General features: G+C 61.9%; 18 protein-coding genes and 3 pseudogenes. 7 read left to right on the top strand and 14 right to left on the bottom strand.

Going from position 1 to position 15,840, the window contains the following annotated elements; genetic code table 11:
- The 9 genes and pseudogenes from NI18_RS18920 to NI18_RS18880 form a co-directional block, all read right to left on the bottom strand.
- On the bottom strand, positions 1–180 hold a 180-nt coding region (locus NI18_RS18920; protein ID WP_037532256.1), incomplete at its 3' end, for a hypothetical protein.
- A gap of 459 nt (positions 181–639) precedes the next feature.
- Positions 640–1,251 carry a S26 family signal peptidase gene (locus NI18_RS18915; RefSeq protein ID WP_009405769.1) on the bottom strand — a complete coding sequence of 204 codons (612 nt, stop codon included), beginning with the start codon at positions 1,249–1,251 and terminating at the stop codon, positions 640–642.
- Positions 1,248–1,793, bottom strand: a complete 546-nt coding sequence (locus NI18_RS18910; RefSeq protein ID WP_009405767.1) for a DUF2840 domain-containing protein — start codon at positions 1,791–1,793, stop codon at positions 1,248–1,250. The genes NI18_RS18915 and NI18_RS18910 overlap by 4 nt, the downstream gene beginning before the upstream one ends.
- Entirely contained in the window at positions 1,790–2,077 is a 288-nt protein-coding gene (locus NI18_RS18905) for a hypothetical protein (protein WP_028624781.1), read from the bottom strand. The genes NI18_RS18910 and NI18_RS18905 overlap by 4 nt, the downstream gene beginning before the upstream one ends.
- On the bottom strand, positions 2,074–2,712 hold the full coding sequence (parA, locus tag NI18_RS18900) for a ParA family partition ATPase (protein ID WP_028624780.1): 639 nt from the start codon (positions 2,710–2,712) through the stop codon (positions 2,074–2,076). The genes NI18_RS18905 and parA overlap by 4 nt, the downstream gene beginning before the upstream one ends.
- Before the next feature lie 265 nt (positions 2,713–2,977).
- Positions 2,978–3,822: pseudogene (locus NI18_RS18895) on the bottom strand (replication initiator protein A).
- Between the two features lie 26 nt (positions 3,823–3,848).
- Positions 3,849–4,131: pseudogene (locus NI18_RS18890) on the bottom strand (helix-turn-helix domain-containing protein).
- An 83-nt stretch (positions 4,132–4,214) separates the two neighbouring features.
- Positions 4,215–5,020 (bottom strand): annotated as a pseudogene (locus tag NI18_RS18885) (DUF2285 domain-containing protein).
- A gap of 322 nt (positions 5,021–5,342) precedes the next feature.
- Complete coding sequence (locus NI18_RS18880; protein WP_028624776.1) at positions 5,343–5,690, bottom strand: DUF2958 domain-containing protein; 348 nt, start codon at positions 5,688–5,690, stop codon at positions 5,343–5,345.
- A 270-nt stretch (positions 5,691–5,960) separates the two neighbouring features.
- On the opposite strand from NI18_RS18880, the gene NI18_RS23750 reads away from it, so the two are divergent.
- The 3 genes from NI18_RS23750 to NI18_RS27460 all read left to right on the top strand — a co-directional run bounded on the left by NI18_RS23750 (position 5,961) and on the right by NI18_RS27460 (position 7,161).
- Complete coding sequence (locus NI18_RS23750) at positions 5,961–6,254, top strand: helix-turn-helix transcriptional regulator (RefSeq protein WP_028624775.1); 294 nt, start codon at positions 5,961–5,963, stop codon at positions 6,252–6,254.
- Positions 6,255–6,267: 13 nt separating this feature from the next.
- Positions 6,268–6,555: a hypothetical protein gene (locus tag NI18_RS18875; RefSeq protein ID WP_028624774.1), complete on the top strand. Its 288-nt coding sequence runs from the start codon at positions 6,268–6,270 to the stop codon at positions 6,553–6,555.
- 90 nt (positions 6,556–6,645) lie between these two features.
- Positions 6,646–7,161, top strand: coding sequence for a TIR domain-containing protein (locus NI18_RS27460; RefSeq protein WP_306286529.1), 516 nt, complete (start codon positions 6,646–6,648; stop codon positions 7,159–7,161).
- A 334-nt stretch (positions 7,162–7,495) separates the two neighbouring features.
- On the opposite strand, the gene NI18_RS18865 is transcribed toward NI18_RS27460, so the two are convergent.
- The 4 genes from NI18_RS18865 to NI18_RS18850 form a co-directional block, all read right to left on the bottom strand.
- A complete protein-coding gene (locus NI18_RS18865) occupies positions 7,496–7,810 on the bottom strand; it encodes a DUF736 domain-containing protein (protein ID WP_028624809.1) in 315 nt (104 codons plus the stop codon).
- A gap of 775 nt (positions 7,811–8,585) precedes the next feature.
- Positions 8,586–8,795 carry a hypothetical protein gene (locus NI18_RS18860; protein ID WP_028624810.1) on the bottom strand — a complete coding sequence of 70 codons (210 nt, stop codon included), beginning with the start codon at positions 8,793–8,795 and terminating at the stop codon, positions 8,586–8,588.
- Between the two features lie 61 nt (positions 8,796–8,856).
- Complete coding sequence (locus NI18_RS18855) at positions 8,857–10,941, bottom strand: ParB/RepB/Spo0J family partition protein (protein WP_033961684.1); 2,085 nt, start codon at positions 10,939–10,941, stop codon at positions 8,857–8,859.
- A gap of 81 nt (positions 10,942–11,022) precedes the next feature.
- Entirely contained in the window at positions 11,023–11,853 is an 831-nt protein-coding gene (locus tag NI18_RS18850; protein WP_028624697.1) for a DUF932 domain-containing protein, read from the bottom strand.
- A gap of 619 nt (positions 11,854–12,472) precedes the next feature.
- Here NI18_RS18850 and NI18_RS23735 point away from each other — a divergent pair.
- The 3 genes from NI18_RS23735 to NI18_RS23725 all read left to right on the top strand — a co-directional run bounded on the left by NI18_RS23735 (position 12,473) and on the right by NI18_RS23725 (position 14,341).
- On the top strand, positions 12,473–12,844 hold the full coding sequence (locus NI18_RS23735; protein WP_028624699.1) for a TIR domain-containing protein: 372 nt from the start codon (positions 12,473–12,475) through the stop codon (positions 12,842–12,844).
- Between the two features lie 241 nt (positions 12,845–13,085).
- A complete protein-coding gene (locus tag NI18_RS27450) occupies positions 13,086–13,604 on the top strand; it encodes a caspase family protein (protein ID WP_306286527.1) in 519 nt (172 codons plus the stop codon).
- A gap of 353 nt (positions 13,605–13,957) precedes the next feature.
- Entirely contained in the window at positions 13,958–14,341 is a 384-nt protein-coding gene (locus NI18_RS23725) for a TIR domain-containing protein (protein ID WP_084215293.1), read from the top strand.
- A 213-nt stretch (positions 14,342–14,554) separates the two neighbouring features.
- Here NI18_RS23725 and radC read toward each other — a convergent pair whose 3' ends face one another.
- Positions 14,555–15,064, bottom strand: coding sequence for a DNA repair protein RadC (gene radC, locus NI18_RS18845; RefSeq protein ID WP_028624701.1), 510 nt, complete (start codon positions 15,062–15,064; stop codon positions 14,555–14,557).
- 332 nt (positions 15,065–15,396) lie between these two features.
- On the opposite strand from radC, the gene NI18_RS18840 reads away from it, so the two are divergent.
- Positions 15,397–15,840: an Rrf2 family transcriptional regulator gene (locus tag NI18_RS18840; protein WP_033961702.1), complete on the top strand. Its 444-nt coding sequence runs from the start codon at positions 15,397–15,399 to the stop codon at positions 15,838–15,840.

Here is a 15,840-nt window from a genome sequence, read left to right as displayed (position 1 = left end):
CCGCTGGCCGGCGCGTGCGCCGCTGCCGCCGGCTGCGGAATGGCGCATCGAGGACTTGCCGCCGCTGGCCTTGCCCGCCTGCTTGAGTACCTTGGAAACGAAGCTCTGGCCCTGGCCTTTGCCCCGGTTCTTCGGGGCGCTCGGACGCACCCGGAAATCGTCGTCGCGGCGGGCGGTCATGGCTGCGCTCCCTGCAAGCTCTGGCGTGTCCTGTCGTGCGAAGCACGGGGACATGCCTGCATTGGCGCGGGCCTCGCGCCCCAAGCGGCACGGTGGCGAAGCCGCTCCGTGCCGCGCCACCCCCATGTGCAGACAGGCTTTCTACGCGGCCTGGTGCCGCGTCCTTTTGTCTTGCCTTCCGCCTTTGCCCTTCGCTGTCGCTCCGGGCATCGTCGGCCCGGCGGCGCTGCTGCGGGAGCAGCCAGCGCGCCGGCGAACGCGCGGACTGACGCCATGAAGACAGCAGGCCGGGCGCGTTCGAAGCAAGCGCCTGCACGTTGGAAGGCTGCGTCGAAGGCAGCGCGACGTGCGGTGCGGATGCACCGGTACGGCAGGCGCGACGACACGGCAACAGCAGCGAGAACGACATGCCCGATGGCACGACAAGATGCACGGCAACGTGCAGCGAGTCGGCGGCCATCATGGGCGGGACTCCAGCCACACCGGATGCGCAACGCCGATCACGGTGGATGCGCTGACCGGGCCGAAATACCGGCTGTCGAACGATGCCGGATTGGTCACGCTCAACAGGAACAGTTCGCCCGGTTCGAGACGGCGGCAAAGCTGCAAGGATGGCAGCGGTCGGCCCAGCCGGTCGGCAGGCAGCGCGGCGGCCGCAGGCACGCCGTCGATGCGAACCTGGCCGGCGACGATGCAAACGTGTTGTGGCGCGACCGCGCCCACACGTTTGAGCAGCGGCACGCGCGTTGGCAGATAGCCGCGCTGCGCGGCCAGCATGGCGGCCCTGTTGGGCAGCGGCACCAGCACGATGCTGTCCACTGACAGCGGACGTGGCAGCGAGGCGGTGCGCGGGTCGAACGGTTCGATGCGATACCAGCCAACCGCCACACTGTCGGACGGGTTGTAGGCCAGGCGCGGCAGCGGCGATACGAAAGCCGCCCAGGCCAGCGCCGCGAGGCCGATGGCGGCCAGTGTCGCCACGACGACGCGAGCGCGCATACGTGAACGTGGGTGCAAGCGGGGACGCGGCGCAACGGCCGACGTGCTGCCCGTGTTGGTCGGGGCCGTCATGGCAGCACCTTCCCGGCCAACCAAGCGGCGTGCCGCTCGGCAGTGTATTCGGGCAGCGCAAGGCGAGCCGCCAGACGGTTGCCCAGCGTACGCCAGTACGCGGGCGACACGTCGATGGCGGCGATGCCCAGCGCTTCGATAGCGTCGATGCGTTCCAGCACGGCGCGCACGTTGGCATCGCCTTCTGCGTGCAGCAGCAGGCGCGCGCCTGGCTGCACACCTGGGATGCGCTGTACGGCATCGAGCGGCGTGGCGGCTTGCATCATCATGAGCTGCCAGCGGATCGTGCCGTAGTCGTTTGCCTCCCAGCGGATGCGGCATAGCATCGTGCCCGGCAGGAACACTGCGCAGCGCCGCCAACGGTCGAGCTGGAGTGTGCGCGCCGGTTCTCCGAAGCGCAGGTAGAGCTTAAAACGGGCCTCGATGTAGGCCAGCGAAACGCGCGTCAGCGGCACGTTGCCGGCCTGTCCGGCGAGTGTCGAAAGCGCAGGCAACGGCGTAACCGGTGCCGCGTTCGCGGCAGGCAAAGCGGATGCGGTCATGGTGTGTTCTCCCTGCGGTGTTCTGGAAACTCGCGCTCCAGCAGGCCGCGCAGCAGGTCGGCCACGGTCACGCCCCGCGTGAAGGCCGACACCTTGATGCGTGCCCGCATGGCAGGCGTGATGTCGAGGGTCAGGCGAGCGGTGTAAAGGTCGCCCTTGTTGAGCGCATCCGCGTCACCCTGGCGAATCCACGCCTCGGCGTGCGGATTGGCGGGCGGACGCGCACCGATGCCGACCCGCTTGGCTGGGCGTTTGCCGTTGGGTGGGTTGCTGTTGTCGCTCATGACGGCCACTGCAGCAGTTCGTCCACCAGGGCGGTGATTTCGCGGGCGGCGGCGCTGTCGGGCGCTGTTTCGCGGGCGAGCCGGCCAGCGGCCACGCTGTCGGCGAAGACGATGCGTTGGTGGATCTCCGAGCGCAGCGCGGGCAGCGGCTGTTCGGCCAGCGATTGCCGTGCTTCCCTGCCGATGATGGTGGTGCTGACGCGCCGATTGATGACGAAGGCCGCTGCTAGCTGCGGCCGGAACACCTGTGCCTCGCGGATCAGCGAAACCATTTCTGAGCTGGCCCACAGGTCGTAGGGGCTGGGCTGCACCGGGATTAGCACGCGCTCGGCCGCCAGCAGCGCGGAGCGCGCCAAGGCGGCGATCCTGGGTGGCCCGTCGATAATGACGTGATCGGCCCGCCTGGCGAGTTCTGGCGCTTCCTGGTGCAGTGTTTCACAGGCGAGGCCCACGGCGCTGAACAACCGTGGCAAGCCCTGCTGGCTTCTGCGCTGTGTCCAGTCCAGTGAGGAACCCTGCGGGTCGGCATCCAGCAGGATGACGTGTAGGCCGCGCATCGCCAGCTCGCCGGCGATGTGCGTGGCGAGCGTGGTCTTGCCGACACCGCCTTTCTGGTTGAGAAACGCGAAGATCATGGCGCGGCCCTCCCTGCTGGAAAGCCGGGCTTTGCCTGTCCTGCGAAACGGGGTTCGCCGTGCCGTTTGGCGGTTGTCCACCGAAACGGCGCGCTTCTACTAAAAGTTATGTATTTACTGTTAGGGAAGTTAAGGGGCGAGAAAACCCAGCAACGGCGCGGGTTTGCAGCCGATTTTTTTGCCTGATAGCACGACGATTTGTTGCCTGATAGCACGAGTCCTCTGTTGCCTGATAGCACGAGTGAATTAACAGGTTTTCCCGCAGTTATCCCCGTGCCGTGGGCGGCACGGGCCGGAATGTCAGCAGTTCGGTTTTCTCGCCAGGCATCCGCTCGATGCCCAGGACGTAGCCGGGCAGCGATTGCCGCGCCACCAGCGCGCGCAGGTCGGCGGCGAAGTCGTAGAAGCGCGCCACGCTGCCGACTTGCGGTACAGGTGCTGGAAATCGAATTGCCAGCCATGTTCCTGCCGGCCGCCATGCTTGCGCACCAGGCGATACAGCCACCGCTCGATGCCGCCCGTGAGCCGGAAATACGTCGGGTGGATGGTTAGCACCAGGGCCGCGTCCACCACGCCCGCATAGAACCAGTCCGGCAGGATCAGCTCGATGCCCAGCGGCGTGCCGCTGGCGTCGGCCAGCTCCTTCCACTCGTTGATCCACGAGAAGCGATGCAATCGCCTTCCCGTGGTTTCTCGAATGGACGTGGCCACCGTGGTCGATTGCAGCCGGTCGAGCGCGGCCTTGAGGCGCTGGTAGTCGCGCAGCGACGTACCGCGCCCGATGAAGCGCAGGATCTCGTAGGGACGCACCTGCATCAGCCGCGAGGTCGGGATGCCCGCGTCGCGGGCTTCCACGATCTGGCTGGCGGCCCAGATCAGGATGTCGGCATCCCATATCGTGGCGATGCCATGTTCCTGTGTGCCTTCCACGCGGATGGTGATGCTCCCGCTGCGGAAATCGATCGGCGCGGTGCGCCGCGACTTCGCCAGCGAGAAGAACGGAAAGGCCATCAAGTCCTGGCTGTCGCGCGGCGCCATGTCGCCCGGCAGCGCGCGGAACAGGTCGAGCTGTTCGCGCTGCGGCAAGGCGTGCCCTGGTGGGCGGAACATGGCGATGGCCACCGACGATGCGCCGATCAGCGCGCACGGCTGTCAGCCGAGTGGTGCTCGGCATATTCGGGGTCGGAAGTGGTCTCGAAGCTGCGCGTTTCCGCCCAGGCATCAAGGTCGGCCACGGCGTACATCACACGGCGGCCGAACTTGCGGAACTTCGGGCCGCCGCCGATCACGCGCTGTTTCTCCAGCGTGCGCGGTGACAGGCGCAGGTAATCGGCAGCTTCATCGTTGGTGAGATAGCGTTGGGGGGTGTGCGGGTGTGGCAGCGGGAACGGCGGCAGGCCGCAAGGGAGCGGGTCGCATGGGATGTACCTCCATCGGTAGGTAAAGCCCGGCCACACAGCGCGACCGGATGGAGGCAGTCTCAAGAAACTTGGGGTTCTTGCTCAGGGACGTTCTGCAGGGGATGCGAAACGTCCCCCCTCATGCGGCGGAACGGGGGGAAGTTGCGCCAGACGGCGATAGCACCGCGCATCAGCCCATTGGCCCGGCGCACCAGCCGCCGCACGCGGGCGCGCAAAGCGCTGTCGGCGTGCCAGTCGGCGGCAACGGCATCCACACCAAACAGCCCTTCGGCCACCTCCCGCAAGGACGCACCCGCCAGGGTCGCGTCCAGCGCCTGAAGCGTGTGCAGTTCCAACAATGCGGACAGCGGCGGACGTGGCCGGACGGTCGCCGCAGGTACGGCACCTGCGGCTACGGCGATCTTGTTCAATTCGCTCACCAGGGCTGCATAGCGTTCGCAAGGTGCGACGCAGGCCCGGATGGCATAGGCGTAAGCCATGCCGTCGGCCAAGCCTGGCGCGAGCACGAAACGCAGGCAGCAGCCGGGCCAGCGTGCCACCAGCACCAGGCGCTTGCCGTCATGGATCAGGTGTTTGTGGCCCGGCAGCTTCCAGAACGCAAAGCACAAGGCATCGGGCGGCGGATCGGCATCCGGGTAGAGCTGCACCACGGCATCGTGATCGGGGAACCAGGCCGGGTGTGCATCCCGCGCATCCAGGGCGGGATCTTCCAGCAGGCGCAGCCCCCAATGCCCGGCGGCATCCGGTTGGCGACGACGGCGCAGCCAGTCGCGCTGGTAGTCTGGATGACGGCGCAGGTACTCCCAGGCCAGCGCCGGGCCATCCAAGTGCAGAACGTAGAGATAGGCCGCCGTGGCATACCACGGCTCGGCACTGCGATCAGCCATACGGCAACCTCCCTGTGCTGGGGATGCGTCGCCACGGCGAAACGGCGTGCTACGAGGCCATCGTCAAAACGTCATGGGTGAAGCGTAAACTGGCAGTGTCAAGACCGATGAACTCCGATACGTTGCTGAAATCGTCCGAGTGCGACGGCGGCAACGCACTCCAATGGCATGCCGCGTCGGTCAGCTTGCCGCAGCCCGCGCCAGGCATCATGACCGTTTCGATCTGGCACGCACCGCTTCGGTGCAACACTGCCAATTCAGACCGAACGGGTCACAGACCAGACCGAAATAGACACAGTGCGCCACCGCTTCGCGGTGGCCCTCAATCGGTGATCGAGCCGTTGTCTTCGGCCAGCCGCAGGTATTCCGACAGCCGCCGCACCGGCTGGAAATAGCGATCCCGCATCACGGACTGCTGCCGCGGCCCGACGATGGCGGCCAGGTCGGACAGCTTCACCGTTCCCAGTGCAGGCATGCCAATCCCCAAGCCGATCAGGCCGTGGGCAGTATCGCCATCGGCTGGGTCGAGCGAAGCCAGCAGCCAGGTGGCATGCGCATCCGGGGTGAACAGGCGCACCACGGGCTGCGGGTCGGTGTCCTGCCCGGCAGCGCGGGCCTGGCCGTTGGCCAGCAGGCGCGTGCGCTCGTCGGCGGTGATGAGCGGGGTCATGGCTGCACTCCCACGCATGCACGAAACATCAGGGACGCTTTACCGCATTCCCTCGAAAGCGCAGATGCGCAAGCCCACGCATCCGCAAAAGCGTAGAAGCACGAAGGCACATGCACGGAAGTCAGGAAAGACACGGATCAGGCTCTCCGCTTTTGCTGAAAGCCGCCAATGCGGATTTCAGTAAAGGCACAAACGGAAAAATGAACACTATAGATTGTAGCCCTATAGGGCGCAACAGGTTGTCATTCTGGATTTTGGGGAAAGTTCAGAATGACAGCATTCAAGCCATCGTTGCCCGATGCACTACGGCGGATCAGAAAGGCGCGTGGCCTGAGCCAGGAGGCGTTCTCGGATGTGTCCAGCCGAACTTACCTCAGCTCTTTGGAGCGAGGGCTGAAAAGCCCAACATTGAATAAAATTGAAGATGTTTGTGCCGTGCTGGATGTTCACCCACTCACGCTGCTGGTCCTTGCGTATGCAGGCAGTGATCCCAAAAACGCCCACGAACTGATGGATCACATTGCTCGGGAAGTTTCATCATTTTCCGAGCATCTGAATAAATAAAAGGAGGTGAGTCGTGTTCAAAATTACCGGACTGGATAAGCTTCAGAAAAACCTGAAAGATGCGCAGCGCGCCTTGAGTGAGTTAGACGGCGAACTGGGGGTCGTAAACTTTGATCCAAATGATCCCGCCAGCATTGAGGGCGCAATTCAATCGGTCAATCGAATGATCGACGACCGCTTAGGAGAATATTCTTCGAACCCTATCGTTGGCCCTCTCGCAGAACAAATGAAGGAAAAGTATCGGGAGAGTATTCTTGAAAAAGCGGCAGAAGCTAGATTGAAGTCGGATGGGGATGATTGATGGCTAAAGACTTATTCTCGGAAATAAACAATGCAGTTCTAGATTTGCAGTCCTCACAGCTTCAAACTTACGAAAGACCTCTCAAAAAAATTGGCTCAACTGCTACGACATCCCGACCTTGAGCCATACAACGCCGAGCTCACGGAAGGTCTCGACGTTGAGGCGTTCATCGCTGAAAGTGAAAAGTCTGGGGGCAGCATGATTGGAAGCGCCCAGCTTGCTTGGCCAGACGACCCCAAGCAGGCGCTGGGGTTGACGTTGCTTTTAATCGAGAAGCTGGCGGCAGATCCCGGCTACGCTACCAATTTCGGACACCATTTTTTCTATTCCGGAAAAAAGGTCATTGCTGGAATTCACGCACTTACTGGCCAGCTAATCATTCCCTTTGTGCGGGATTACAAGAGTTATATCCAGACCAAGGGGAGCACGGATACCATGTTAAAAGCTCAATTTTCGCGCAAAGTCTTTATCGTTCATGGTCACGACGATGGTGCTCGTGAAACAGTGGCACGATTTCTTGAGCGAATCGGGCTTGAAGCCGTCATCTTGCACGAACAGGCTAACCAAGGACGAACAATTATCGAAAAAAGTGGTTGCTCACAGTGATGTTGGTTTCGCAGTAGTTCTGCTTACTCCAGACGATGAGGGCTGCGTAAAAGGAGGAACACCTGAGCCCAGAGCCCGTCAGAATGTGCTTTTGGAGTTGGGGTACTTCATTGGTCGCCTAGGCAGAGACAAGGTATGTGCTCTCAAACGCGGGGCGGTGGAAATTCCAAGCGATTTCGCCGGTGTTGTTTGGGAGACGATGGATAGCGGCGGGGGCTGGAAACAGGCACTCGCGCGTGAGCTTGAAGCTGCCGGTCATAGCATCGACTGGAATAAGGTCATGCGTGCATAGAGTTGTGCCCCGCCGTAATGGGCGGGGCGCGGTGAGCGACTATCAGGCGGCCTTGGGCTTGCTGCGCGACCAGATCAGGTCGTGCGTGCCGTCCTCGCCTTCGATCAGGCGGGCATAGACCGTTGCAGGGAACGATGGATCGTCAAGGGTCACGGACACATAAGGGCGTCCGGCCTCGCTGGTCTTTTTCCACGCTGCGCCGATGTCGTGGCCAGCCGCTTGCAGGCGGTAGTCGGGTGCGCTTTCGTTGTCACCCTTGTCGTTGGGAACCAGCTTGACCTTGACGTTGAGCGTCAGGGTGCGAAGCGTGCCGGTGAAGCCGTCTTTCTCTGCGGTGAAGGTGCCAATGTTAGCCATGATGATTTCTCCTTTCGGGTTGAACAAGGTCGCGCCAGTGCGTCCTTGTTGTGATCCGCCCGGCGGGGGATGGGCTGGCCGCACCGCGGAGCGGTCGCAACAACGTGGAGAACCTGGAGGCGAAAAGAATTTGTCCCGCGAGGAATGCGCGCAGCGTAGGGGAAATTGTTTTCGCCGCAATGTTGCGGTCATAAAGCCCAATGCGCAGCCGCGCCACCGCCAGGATTCACGACAAGCCAAGGACGCACGGGTCGCCTCTCCCGAATGGAGACATGACCGACTCGGCATCCCCGTATGACAACCTCACCGGCTTGTTCCCTGACGCGGCCAGGTCAATGCCCCAGCAACAAGGTACGAGCGCTCCTGCCACAACTTGCGGCCACATGCTTGATGCGTGGCGTGGAAGCTCCACATCGAGGCCAGGTGGTGTGTCGGTGAACCGTCCTTCGTGACGTACAGGCAACGAACCGCCAGCGTCGAGCACGGCACGCTTTCGTGCAACCTGCCGCAGCAAGCCGGGGCGTAGCCCCACAAGCGCCGCCCATTGCGGCGAGGTGCTGTCGGAATGTCGGCGGCGCGTGCGCCGCTGCACTTGCATGGCTTCAATGGTTTTTGCGCAAAAAGCGACTTGTGCGCGGCCCCTTTGCCGCCTGACCGAAGGCGGTAAAGGGGCGTTTTGGCTTTGAGCCTTGAAACCGGGCGCGGCCACCGCCGCGCCCGGATTTTTGGCATTCCCCGCGCCCAAGACGGAACGGCTTGGGCGCGGAGCTGCTCCCTATTCTTTGGTTTCGATGATCCACCACACGGCACGCGGCAAGGCGCGGCCCGTGATGGGGTGTAGGTCGGTCAGGTCGGCACGGGCTGTCCAGCCGCGAGGCGGACGGTAGCCCCGCACGTCGCTATCGCCATGCCAGCGGCGGGCGCGTACCGTGCCGGGGGCATAGGTCGCGGCCATGCGCGGACGGTTCGTGGTGTCGTGGCTCATAGGGGAATCCTCGGCATGAAAGCGCCCCGGCCGGAACCGGGGCGCTATCTGTGGTACGGGGTCAAACGGCCAGTGCCTCGGCCTGCGTCTGCTCATCCGCCACGGCGGCGGCTTCCTCCGGCGCTTCGGCTGCCTCGTCCGTCACCACCTCCTGCGCGGCCTGCTGCGTGGCTTCGGCGGCGAAGATTGCGGGCATCCAGCCAGTTCCATCGGCCAGCCGTTCGGCTTCGCTGGCAATGTCGCCTTTTTTCAACTTCGCCAGCCGGGTGACGTGCTCCGGTGCGAATTCGCCCACGGCTTCCAGAATCGCGGCCTTCGGCACATGCTGGAAATAGCCGTCTGCGGTCGGTTGCCACCATGCCGCCATGTCCAGCGCCACGGCCTGCGCCAGTTCAGCGCCGGGCTGGTGCTGCGTGGCGCGGAGCGTCACCACATCGACCGTGGATGCCACGCATACGGCCAGCAGGCGCACCAGTTCATCCTGCGACTTAGCCAGCAGTGCGGCGAACAGTTCGGCGCTGTCCTCCGGCAAGGCTTCACCCGCTACCTGTTGCAGTTCGCGCAGTGCCACGGCGGCGGGCGATTCCGGCCAGTCCGGGGCCATGCCTTCCAGCCGATCCTGCTGGGCCAGCTTCACGCCCAGCGGCAGATCGTGGCCGTAGTGGCTGCCTTGCAAGACAGTCTGCACCATGCCATGCACCAGTGCGGCCAGCGCTACCTGCGGATGCCGGGCTACTTCGATTTGCAGCGCGGCGGTACGGTGGGCACTCAACCGCTGCGCCAGCCGGTCGGACATGGCGGCGGGCTTAGGGGCGTCGCCCGCTTCCTCGCCGGTGTCGTCGTTCCCGGCTTCGCCCTCGCTGCCGAAACCTTGCCGCAGTCGTTCAAGCGTGCGCAGTGCCTTGGCTTGCGCTTCGCGCAGCAGGCCACGATGAATCACGGCCTGCCCGTTGCTGTCGATGGTGACGATGGCACCGGCGGCAGCTTTGACGGCTTCCCCATAGTCCTGCAAGCCATCTTCCAGCGCCTGCAACTGTACGCCCAGGTGTTCGCCTTCCTCCTGCAAGGCATCGGCCTTTTCTTCATCGTCGGCGTCCAGGGCGGCATCCACGGCCTCGGCCAGCGCCTGCATCTTGGCTTGCAGGTTCTCGATGCGTTGGGCTTCGCGCTTGTTCGGGCTCCGGCGCTGCCTCGGGGCGCGCTGGAAGGCTTGCAGGTCGGCATGGGTCGTGCCGGGGGTGGCATCCACCCATGCCCAGCCTTCGGCCTTCACCTCGGCGGCAAGGCTGGCCAGCTTGTCCTGCGCCAGCCGTTCCAGCAGCGTGGCATCGGTCAGATACACGCCGCTATCGGCTTCCGCGAACAGATCGCGGCGGGTGCCACCGCCTGCGGCCTCGTAAGCATTCAGCCCAACGAAGCGCACCAGCGGATGCCGGTGGGCATCAATCTCGCGCTCGGTCAGGCGGTCGCGCAGGTTGTGCGGGCTGCGCTGCCATGTCGGCGCATCGTAGAACGCAGCTTCCTGCGCGGCGTGGTCGTCGGTGATGGCAAGGGCCATCAACTGGTCAAGGCTCACGGCTTCGGCCCGGTAGTCGGCCAGCAGGCGCGGCGACACGTTGGCGAGTTTCAGGCGGCGCTGCACCACCAGCGGCGTGACGCTGAAATCTGCGGCAATGTCCTCGATGGGGCGGCCTTCGGCCACCAGCGCGGCAAATGCCTCGAACTGGTCGGCGGGGTGCATGGCTTCGCGCTGCACGTTCTCGGTCAGGCTGGCGGTGCGGGCGGTGCCATCGGCCACCAACAGGCAAGGCACCTCCCATTCCTTGCTGATGCGGTGCTTTTTCGCCAGCAGCTTGAGGGCGGCAAGGCGACGGCCTCCGGCCACGACTTCGTAACGCTCGCCGTCAGCGGTCGCGGTGACGATCAGGTTTTGCAGCAGGCCGACACGCTGGATGCTGGCGGCGAGTTCGGGAATCGACATGCGCGGGGTCTTGCGCACGTTGCGGCCCGTGGGGCGCGATACCAGCCGCGACAGCGGCACCAGAATCAGATTCTTGCTCGGGTCGGCGGCTTCCAGCAGCACGGCAGGCGCAGTGCTGGCTGCGGGGTGGATGGCTTGGGCTTCGGTGTGGTTAATGGCGTTCATGGTGAAAACTCCTTGCGATGATGGAATGCAGCAGCGAATAGCGCGGCAAGGGCTGCTGCCTGCCCCTGCCGCGCAGGGGAATCAGGCTTTCAACTGGCGCAGGCCATCGGCCAGCAGCCACAGGGCGCGATTGAGGCGAATATCGGAATCAATGCCCTGCACGGGGCGGGTTTGCTGGCGGCGTCCGTTGGCGCTGCGCCCATGCAAACCGCCTTTGGTCAGGTTCTCTTGGGTGCGGTTGAACACGCTCCACAAGTCCGGGCGGCGGTCGTCGAAGCGGCGCGGCATCAGGATTTGCGATTCGGTGATGGGCGCGGGCTTGTTGTCCGTGGGGTCGTACTTGAGGGCCAGCGCGGAACGGGCGAATACTTCGGCTTCGCCTTCATCCAGCGTGATCGTGCGCATAGCATCGCGGGACTCCTTCACGCGCTCGAAACCGCTCAACACCTCGAAAGCGCCTTCAATGACGGAACTGGCCACGTCGCCTTTGTGGGGTACGCGCACGTCTGCCACGGTGTCGCCGCAGACAAGGCCATTGCTGCAAACGAAGCGGAACATTCCGGCCAACATCTGATAGCTGCTGGTGCCGTCGTGCGAGTTCAGCAGCACGATTTCGTTGGCTTCCGCGCCGTTGATCTGGCTGGCGTGGCGCAGGCGAATCATGTGTTTGGTGTGTTCGCGCTTGCCTTCATCGCGCACGCGGGTTTGCGTCACCATGAAGGGTTGAAACCCCTCCTTGCGAAGCTCGGTCAACACGGCAGCGGTGGGGATGTAGGTGTACCGCTCGGAACGGCTCTCATGCGCGGCATCCGCGAAGATGGACGGGGCCACCCTGCGAATCTGGCCATCGGACAGCGGGTAGTCGCTGCGCAGTGAGGGGGAGCGGGAAGCGAAACGGGATGCGAGTTGCATGGTCTTTCTCCTGACGAAAAGGGTTTGCTGTTCAAACCGCACACCGGATTCCAAGATTCGGAGCCCAGCCTTTCGGCTGTTCGGTGCGGTTGGCACGAGGAACCCGGTTGGCCCTGTTGCCACCGTCTTTCCTGAGTTCATCGCCCGCGGCCAAAGGAGCGCGCGGACGGGGGCCGTCAAGGAAACAAGCGCAGGGTTGGTGCGGCCCGCAGGCGCAGCCGAGGACACGGCCCTGCGCGCTTGACGGCTCACGGAAGCGGGCTACGGTCGCGGACAAGGTGATGAAGTCAGGGGAGACGGCTGGACAAGGCAACGGCCGCCCTTGTGTGCTGAGCCGCACGCAAGCGAAGCGCGCAGGCCCGAAGCTGGAAGCCGGGCCGTAGGCGTCAGCCGAGCGGAGCGAGGGAACGATGGAAGCCCGGTCAGGGGCGAGACTCGCGTAGCGAGGCTCGATGCGCAGCACGACAGCGCGGCCGGCCGTGCTCTTGGGCCGGGGACGCCCGCCATGTTTGTTCCTTCAGCCCTATGCGTCCGACACGATTAATACCGAAATATCTGTTACATTCGATACGAAGTATCGAGACAGGCACTCCAACACCATTTCGGCAAAGAGGATCACATGGCAGACAAGAAAGTTATTTTCGTTGCATTCGCTATTGAAGACGAAAGGCAAAGGGACTTTTTGAAAGGTCAATCACTCCTTACGAATTCCCCTTTCGAATACATAGATATGTCAGTCAAGGAGGCCTATGCATCGGAGTGGAAAGACAAAGTCCGTGCCCGAATTCGTCGATCGGATGGCGTGATCGCCTTGATTAGCAAGAACTCCTTGGCGTCTAGCGGACAGAAATGGGAGATTGCATGCGCACGTGAGGAAGGAAAGAAAGTGTTGGGCGTCTGGGCCTATTCCGATGATCGGACTAAAGTTGAAGGCGTAAACACTGTCGCATGGACATGGGATGCCATAAAGAACTTTATCAACGGTCTTTGACATACGCGGAGTGACGTTATGCGCATAGCTCTAATCGTTGGCATAAATCATTACGAGCATGGTGGCTCTTTATATGGATGTGTCGATGACGCTCACGCGGTGCAAGCTGTCCTAGCTCGTCATGGGGATGGCTCTGTCAACTTCGATTGCAAAATGTTCACCGGGACTGGTCCAGCAGATCGCGTCGAACGGTCTTTATTAAAAGATCGCGTTGAGGAGCTTTTCAAGGCACAAGCTGATATTGCTCTTTTTTTATTTTGCTGGTCATGGACATATTGAGGCGACTGGGGGATATCTGCTGGCGACGGATTCTCGCCGTGGTGACGAAGGGCTATCGCTCTCCGAAGTCCTTGCGTTGGCCAACAAATCGCCAGCACGCAACAAGATAATCATCCTTGATAGCTGCCACTCAGGAATAGCCGGCACTCCTCCAGTCGCTGGAGAGCTAGCCAGCTTGTCTGAAGGTTTGACGATCCTTACTGCCTCAGCGGCTGATCAGTATGCAACGGAGGAAAACGGCAGAGGCGTATTCACGACCCTATTGGTAGATGCCCTTCATGGAGGGGCGGCCAACCTCACTGGCGACATCACGCCAGGTAGCATTTATGCACATGTTGACCAATCCCTGGGGGCTTGGGAACAGCGTCCGATTTTTAAAACCAACGTCCGTCAATTCGTCTCGCTTCGAAAGGTCAATCCGCCTATCTCCTTAGATGATCTCAGGCGTATAACGGAATTTTTCCCCCCGACGTGGTTTTGAATACAAGCTCGACCCTACATTCGAGCCGGAGCTGAAGGGGAGAGATCCCGGCATGCCTCCGCCAGATCCTGAAAATACGCGCAAATTCGCGTTGCTGCAGCGATACAATCGCCTTAACTTGGTCGCGCCTGTGGATGCCCCTCATATGTGGCACGCTGCCATGCAGAGCAAGTCCTGCAAGTTGACAGTGCTAGGGGAGCATTATCGGCTTCTTGCTGAAAAACAACGCCTGTAAAGTGTATAAAAAGGAAAGGCATGAAGATATTTTTTATCTCATCAACAACTGATTCGGCGTTAGCCTTGAGAATTCAAGGTCATTTAAAAAAGAAATCACAACATTGATTGTTATTTGGATGTCATTGATCCAAAATTTAATAACGGGGGAAGATATTGCGGCACATGTCAGAAAGGAGCTTGACAAATGCACGCAACTGCTGGCTGTTGTTTCTGATGCAACTAAGGCATCATGGTGGGTGCCATGGGAAATAGGTGTTGCAACGGAAAAGGATTTTCCACTTGCCACATTCGGTGGAAACATTGAGCTTCCAGATTATTTAAAGAAATGGCCGTATCTCAAAAGCACTTCTGATCTGGATATATACGCTGAGACATCCAAAGAAGCGGCCAAGCGCGTGCTAACTGCAAGCAACGAGTCAGCTTCATCTGGAACGACTGTATTCAGGGTGGATGCAACTAGACACTTCTATAAAACATTGCGAGCAAAGCTTGGGCAATAGAAGTGCGGGGGGCAGAAATCCCTGTCACATTGGCGTGATCAAGTCTCTGCCAACAATGTTTCCTTGAGCCACCGCGCAAGCTCCATATCGGCCCGCAATGGCTCAAGATTCGAGCTAGTATGGCTCCACGAGCGGGCTACTACCTCCGCATTGAATCGAGATGTCTCCTTTGACCATATAAGAATATCGCAAAAGGGGCCGAAGCCCCTTGGGCTAGATTAGCCCGCGCTCGGCGAATGATGCCGTGGAGCTACCCGCAACGATGACGTGATCGAGCACCCGCACGTCCACCAGCCCCAGCGCCTCCCTGAGCCGCTGGGTCAGCGCCCGGTCGGCCGCGCTCGGCTCGGGGGTCCCGCTCGGATGGTTGTGCGAAACGATGACCGCCGCCGCATTCAACCGCAGCGCCTCCTTGACCACTTCGCGCGGATACACCGAAGCACCGTCGATGGTGCCGTGGAACATCTCCCGGTATTCGATCAGCCGATGGCGCGTGTCCATGAACAGCACCGCGAACACTTCATGCTCGAAGCCGGCCAGCTTGGTGCGCAGGTACTCCTTGACCGCCGCTGGCGAAGTGAACTCGGCCCCGCGCTGCATCTTCTGGTCGATGACCTGGCGCGCAGCTTCCAGAATGTCGCCGGCTGATGCCGGCAGATAGCGTCCGTGTGCGTCGCGCACCAGTAGCGAGGAATCGAAGGAAGGAAAGGACAGTTGTGACATGATCGTGCTCCGGTTGCTCGGGCGGAATTGCCCGGAACCGTGGAGAGCACGGCGCAGCGAAAGCAGTCAGGGTTCAGGGACGGCCACAGGCCGCAAGCGTGCAAGCACGCGCAGCCCTTGACGGCGAGAACGCCGTGATACGGTGAAGGGAACAGCAAGACCGCCTACCCCCGCCCACTGCATACACTTGCCATTGGGCAAGCGCAGCGCGCAGGCCCGCAAGGGCCGAAGGCATCAGCAACTGTCTTGAATGTCAAGCATGAAGGCTCGACAGCAGCCGACGTTCACGTTCTGTCTTGACATTCGACCTCAAACAGAACATCATTAGTTACATGAAACGCGACAGCCGCCTGTCTTCCGTCCTGCATGCACTGCTGCACATGGCTGAGCAGGATGGCCCCGTCACTTCTGAAACCCTGGCTCAATGCTTGGGTACCAACCCCGTTGTCGTCCGGCGCACCATGGGGTATTTGCGAGAAGCGGGCATCGTCACTTCAGATCGAGGCCACGCGGGTGGATGGCGCATCCATGCCGACCTTGGCGCCGTCACCCTGCTCCAGTTGCACGAGGCGCTGGGCGAGCCGGCCATGTTTGCCATAGGCAATCGCAACGAAACACCGGAGTGCCTGGTCGAGCAATCGGTGAATGCCGCGCTCGAAGGCGCCTTTGCCGAGGCCGAGGCGCTGCTGCTGAAACGGTTCTCGGAAATCACTCTGGCCGATCTGGCCGCCGACTTCGCGCGCCGGCATGCGGCAGCACGACGCAAGAGGAGTTGA

The sequence above is a fragment of the Sphingomonas sp. Ant20 genome, assembly GCF_000783375.1.
GTDB lineage: Bacteria > Pseudomonadota > Alphaproteobacteria > Sphingomonadales > Sphingomonadaceae > Sphingomonas > Sphingomonas aerolata.
This window is presented reverse-complemented; position numbering and strand designations above follow the sequence as displayed.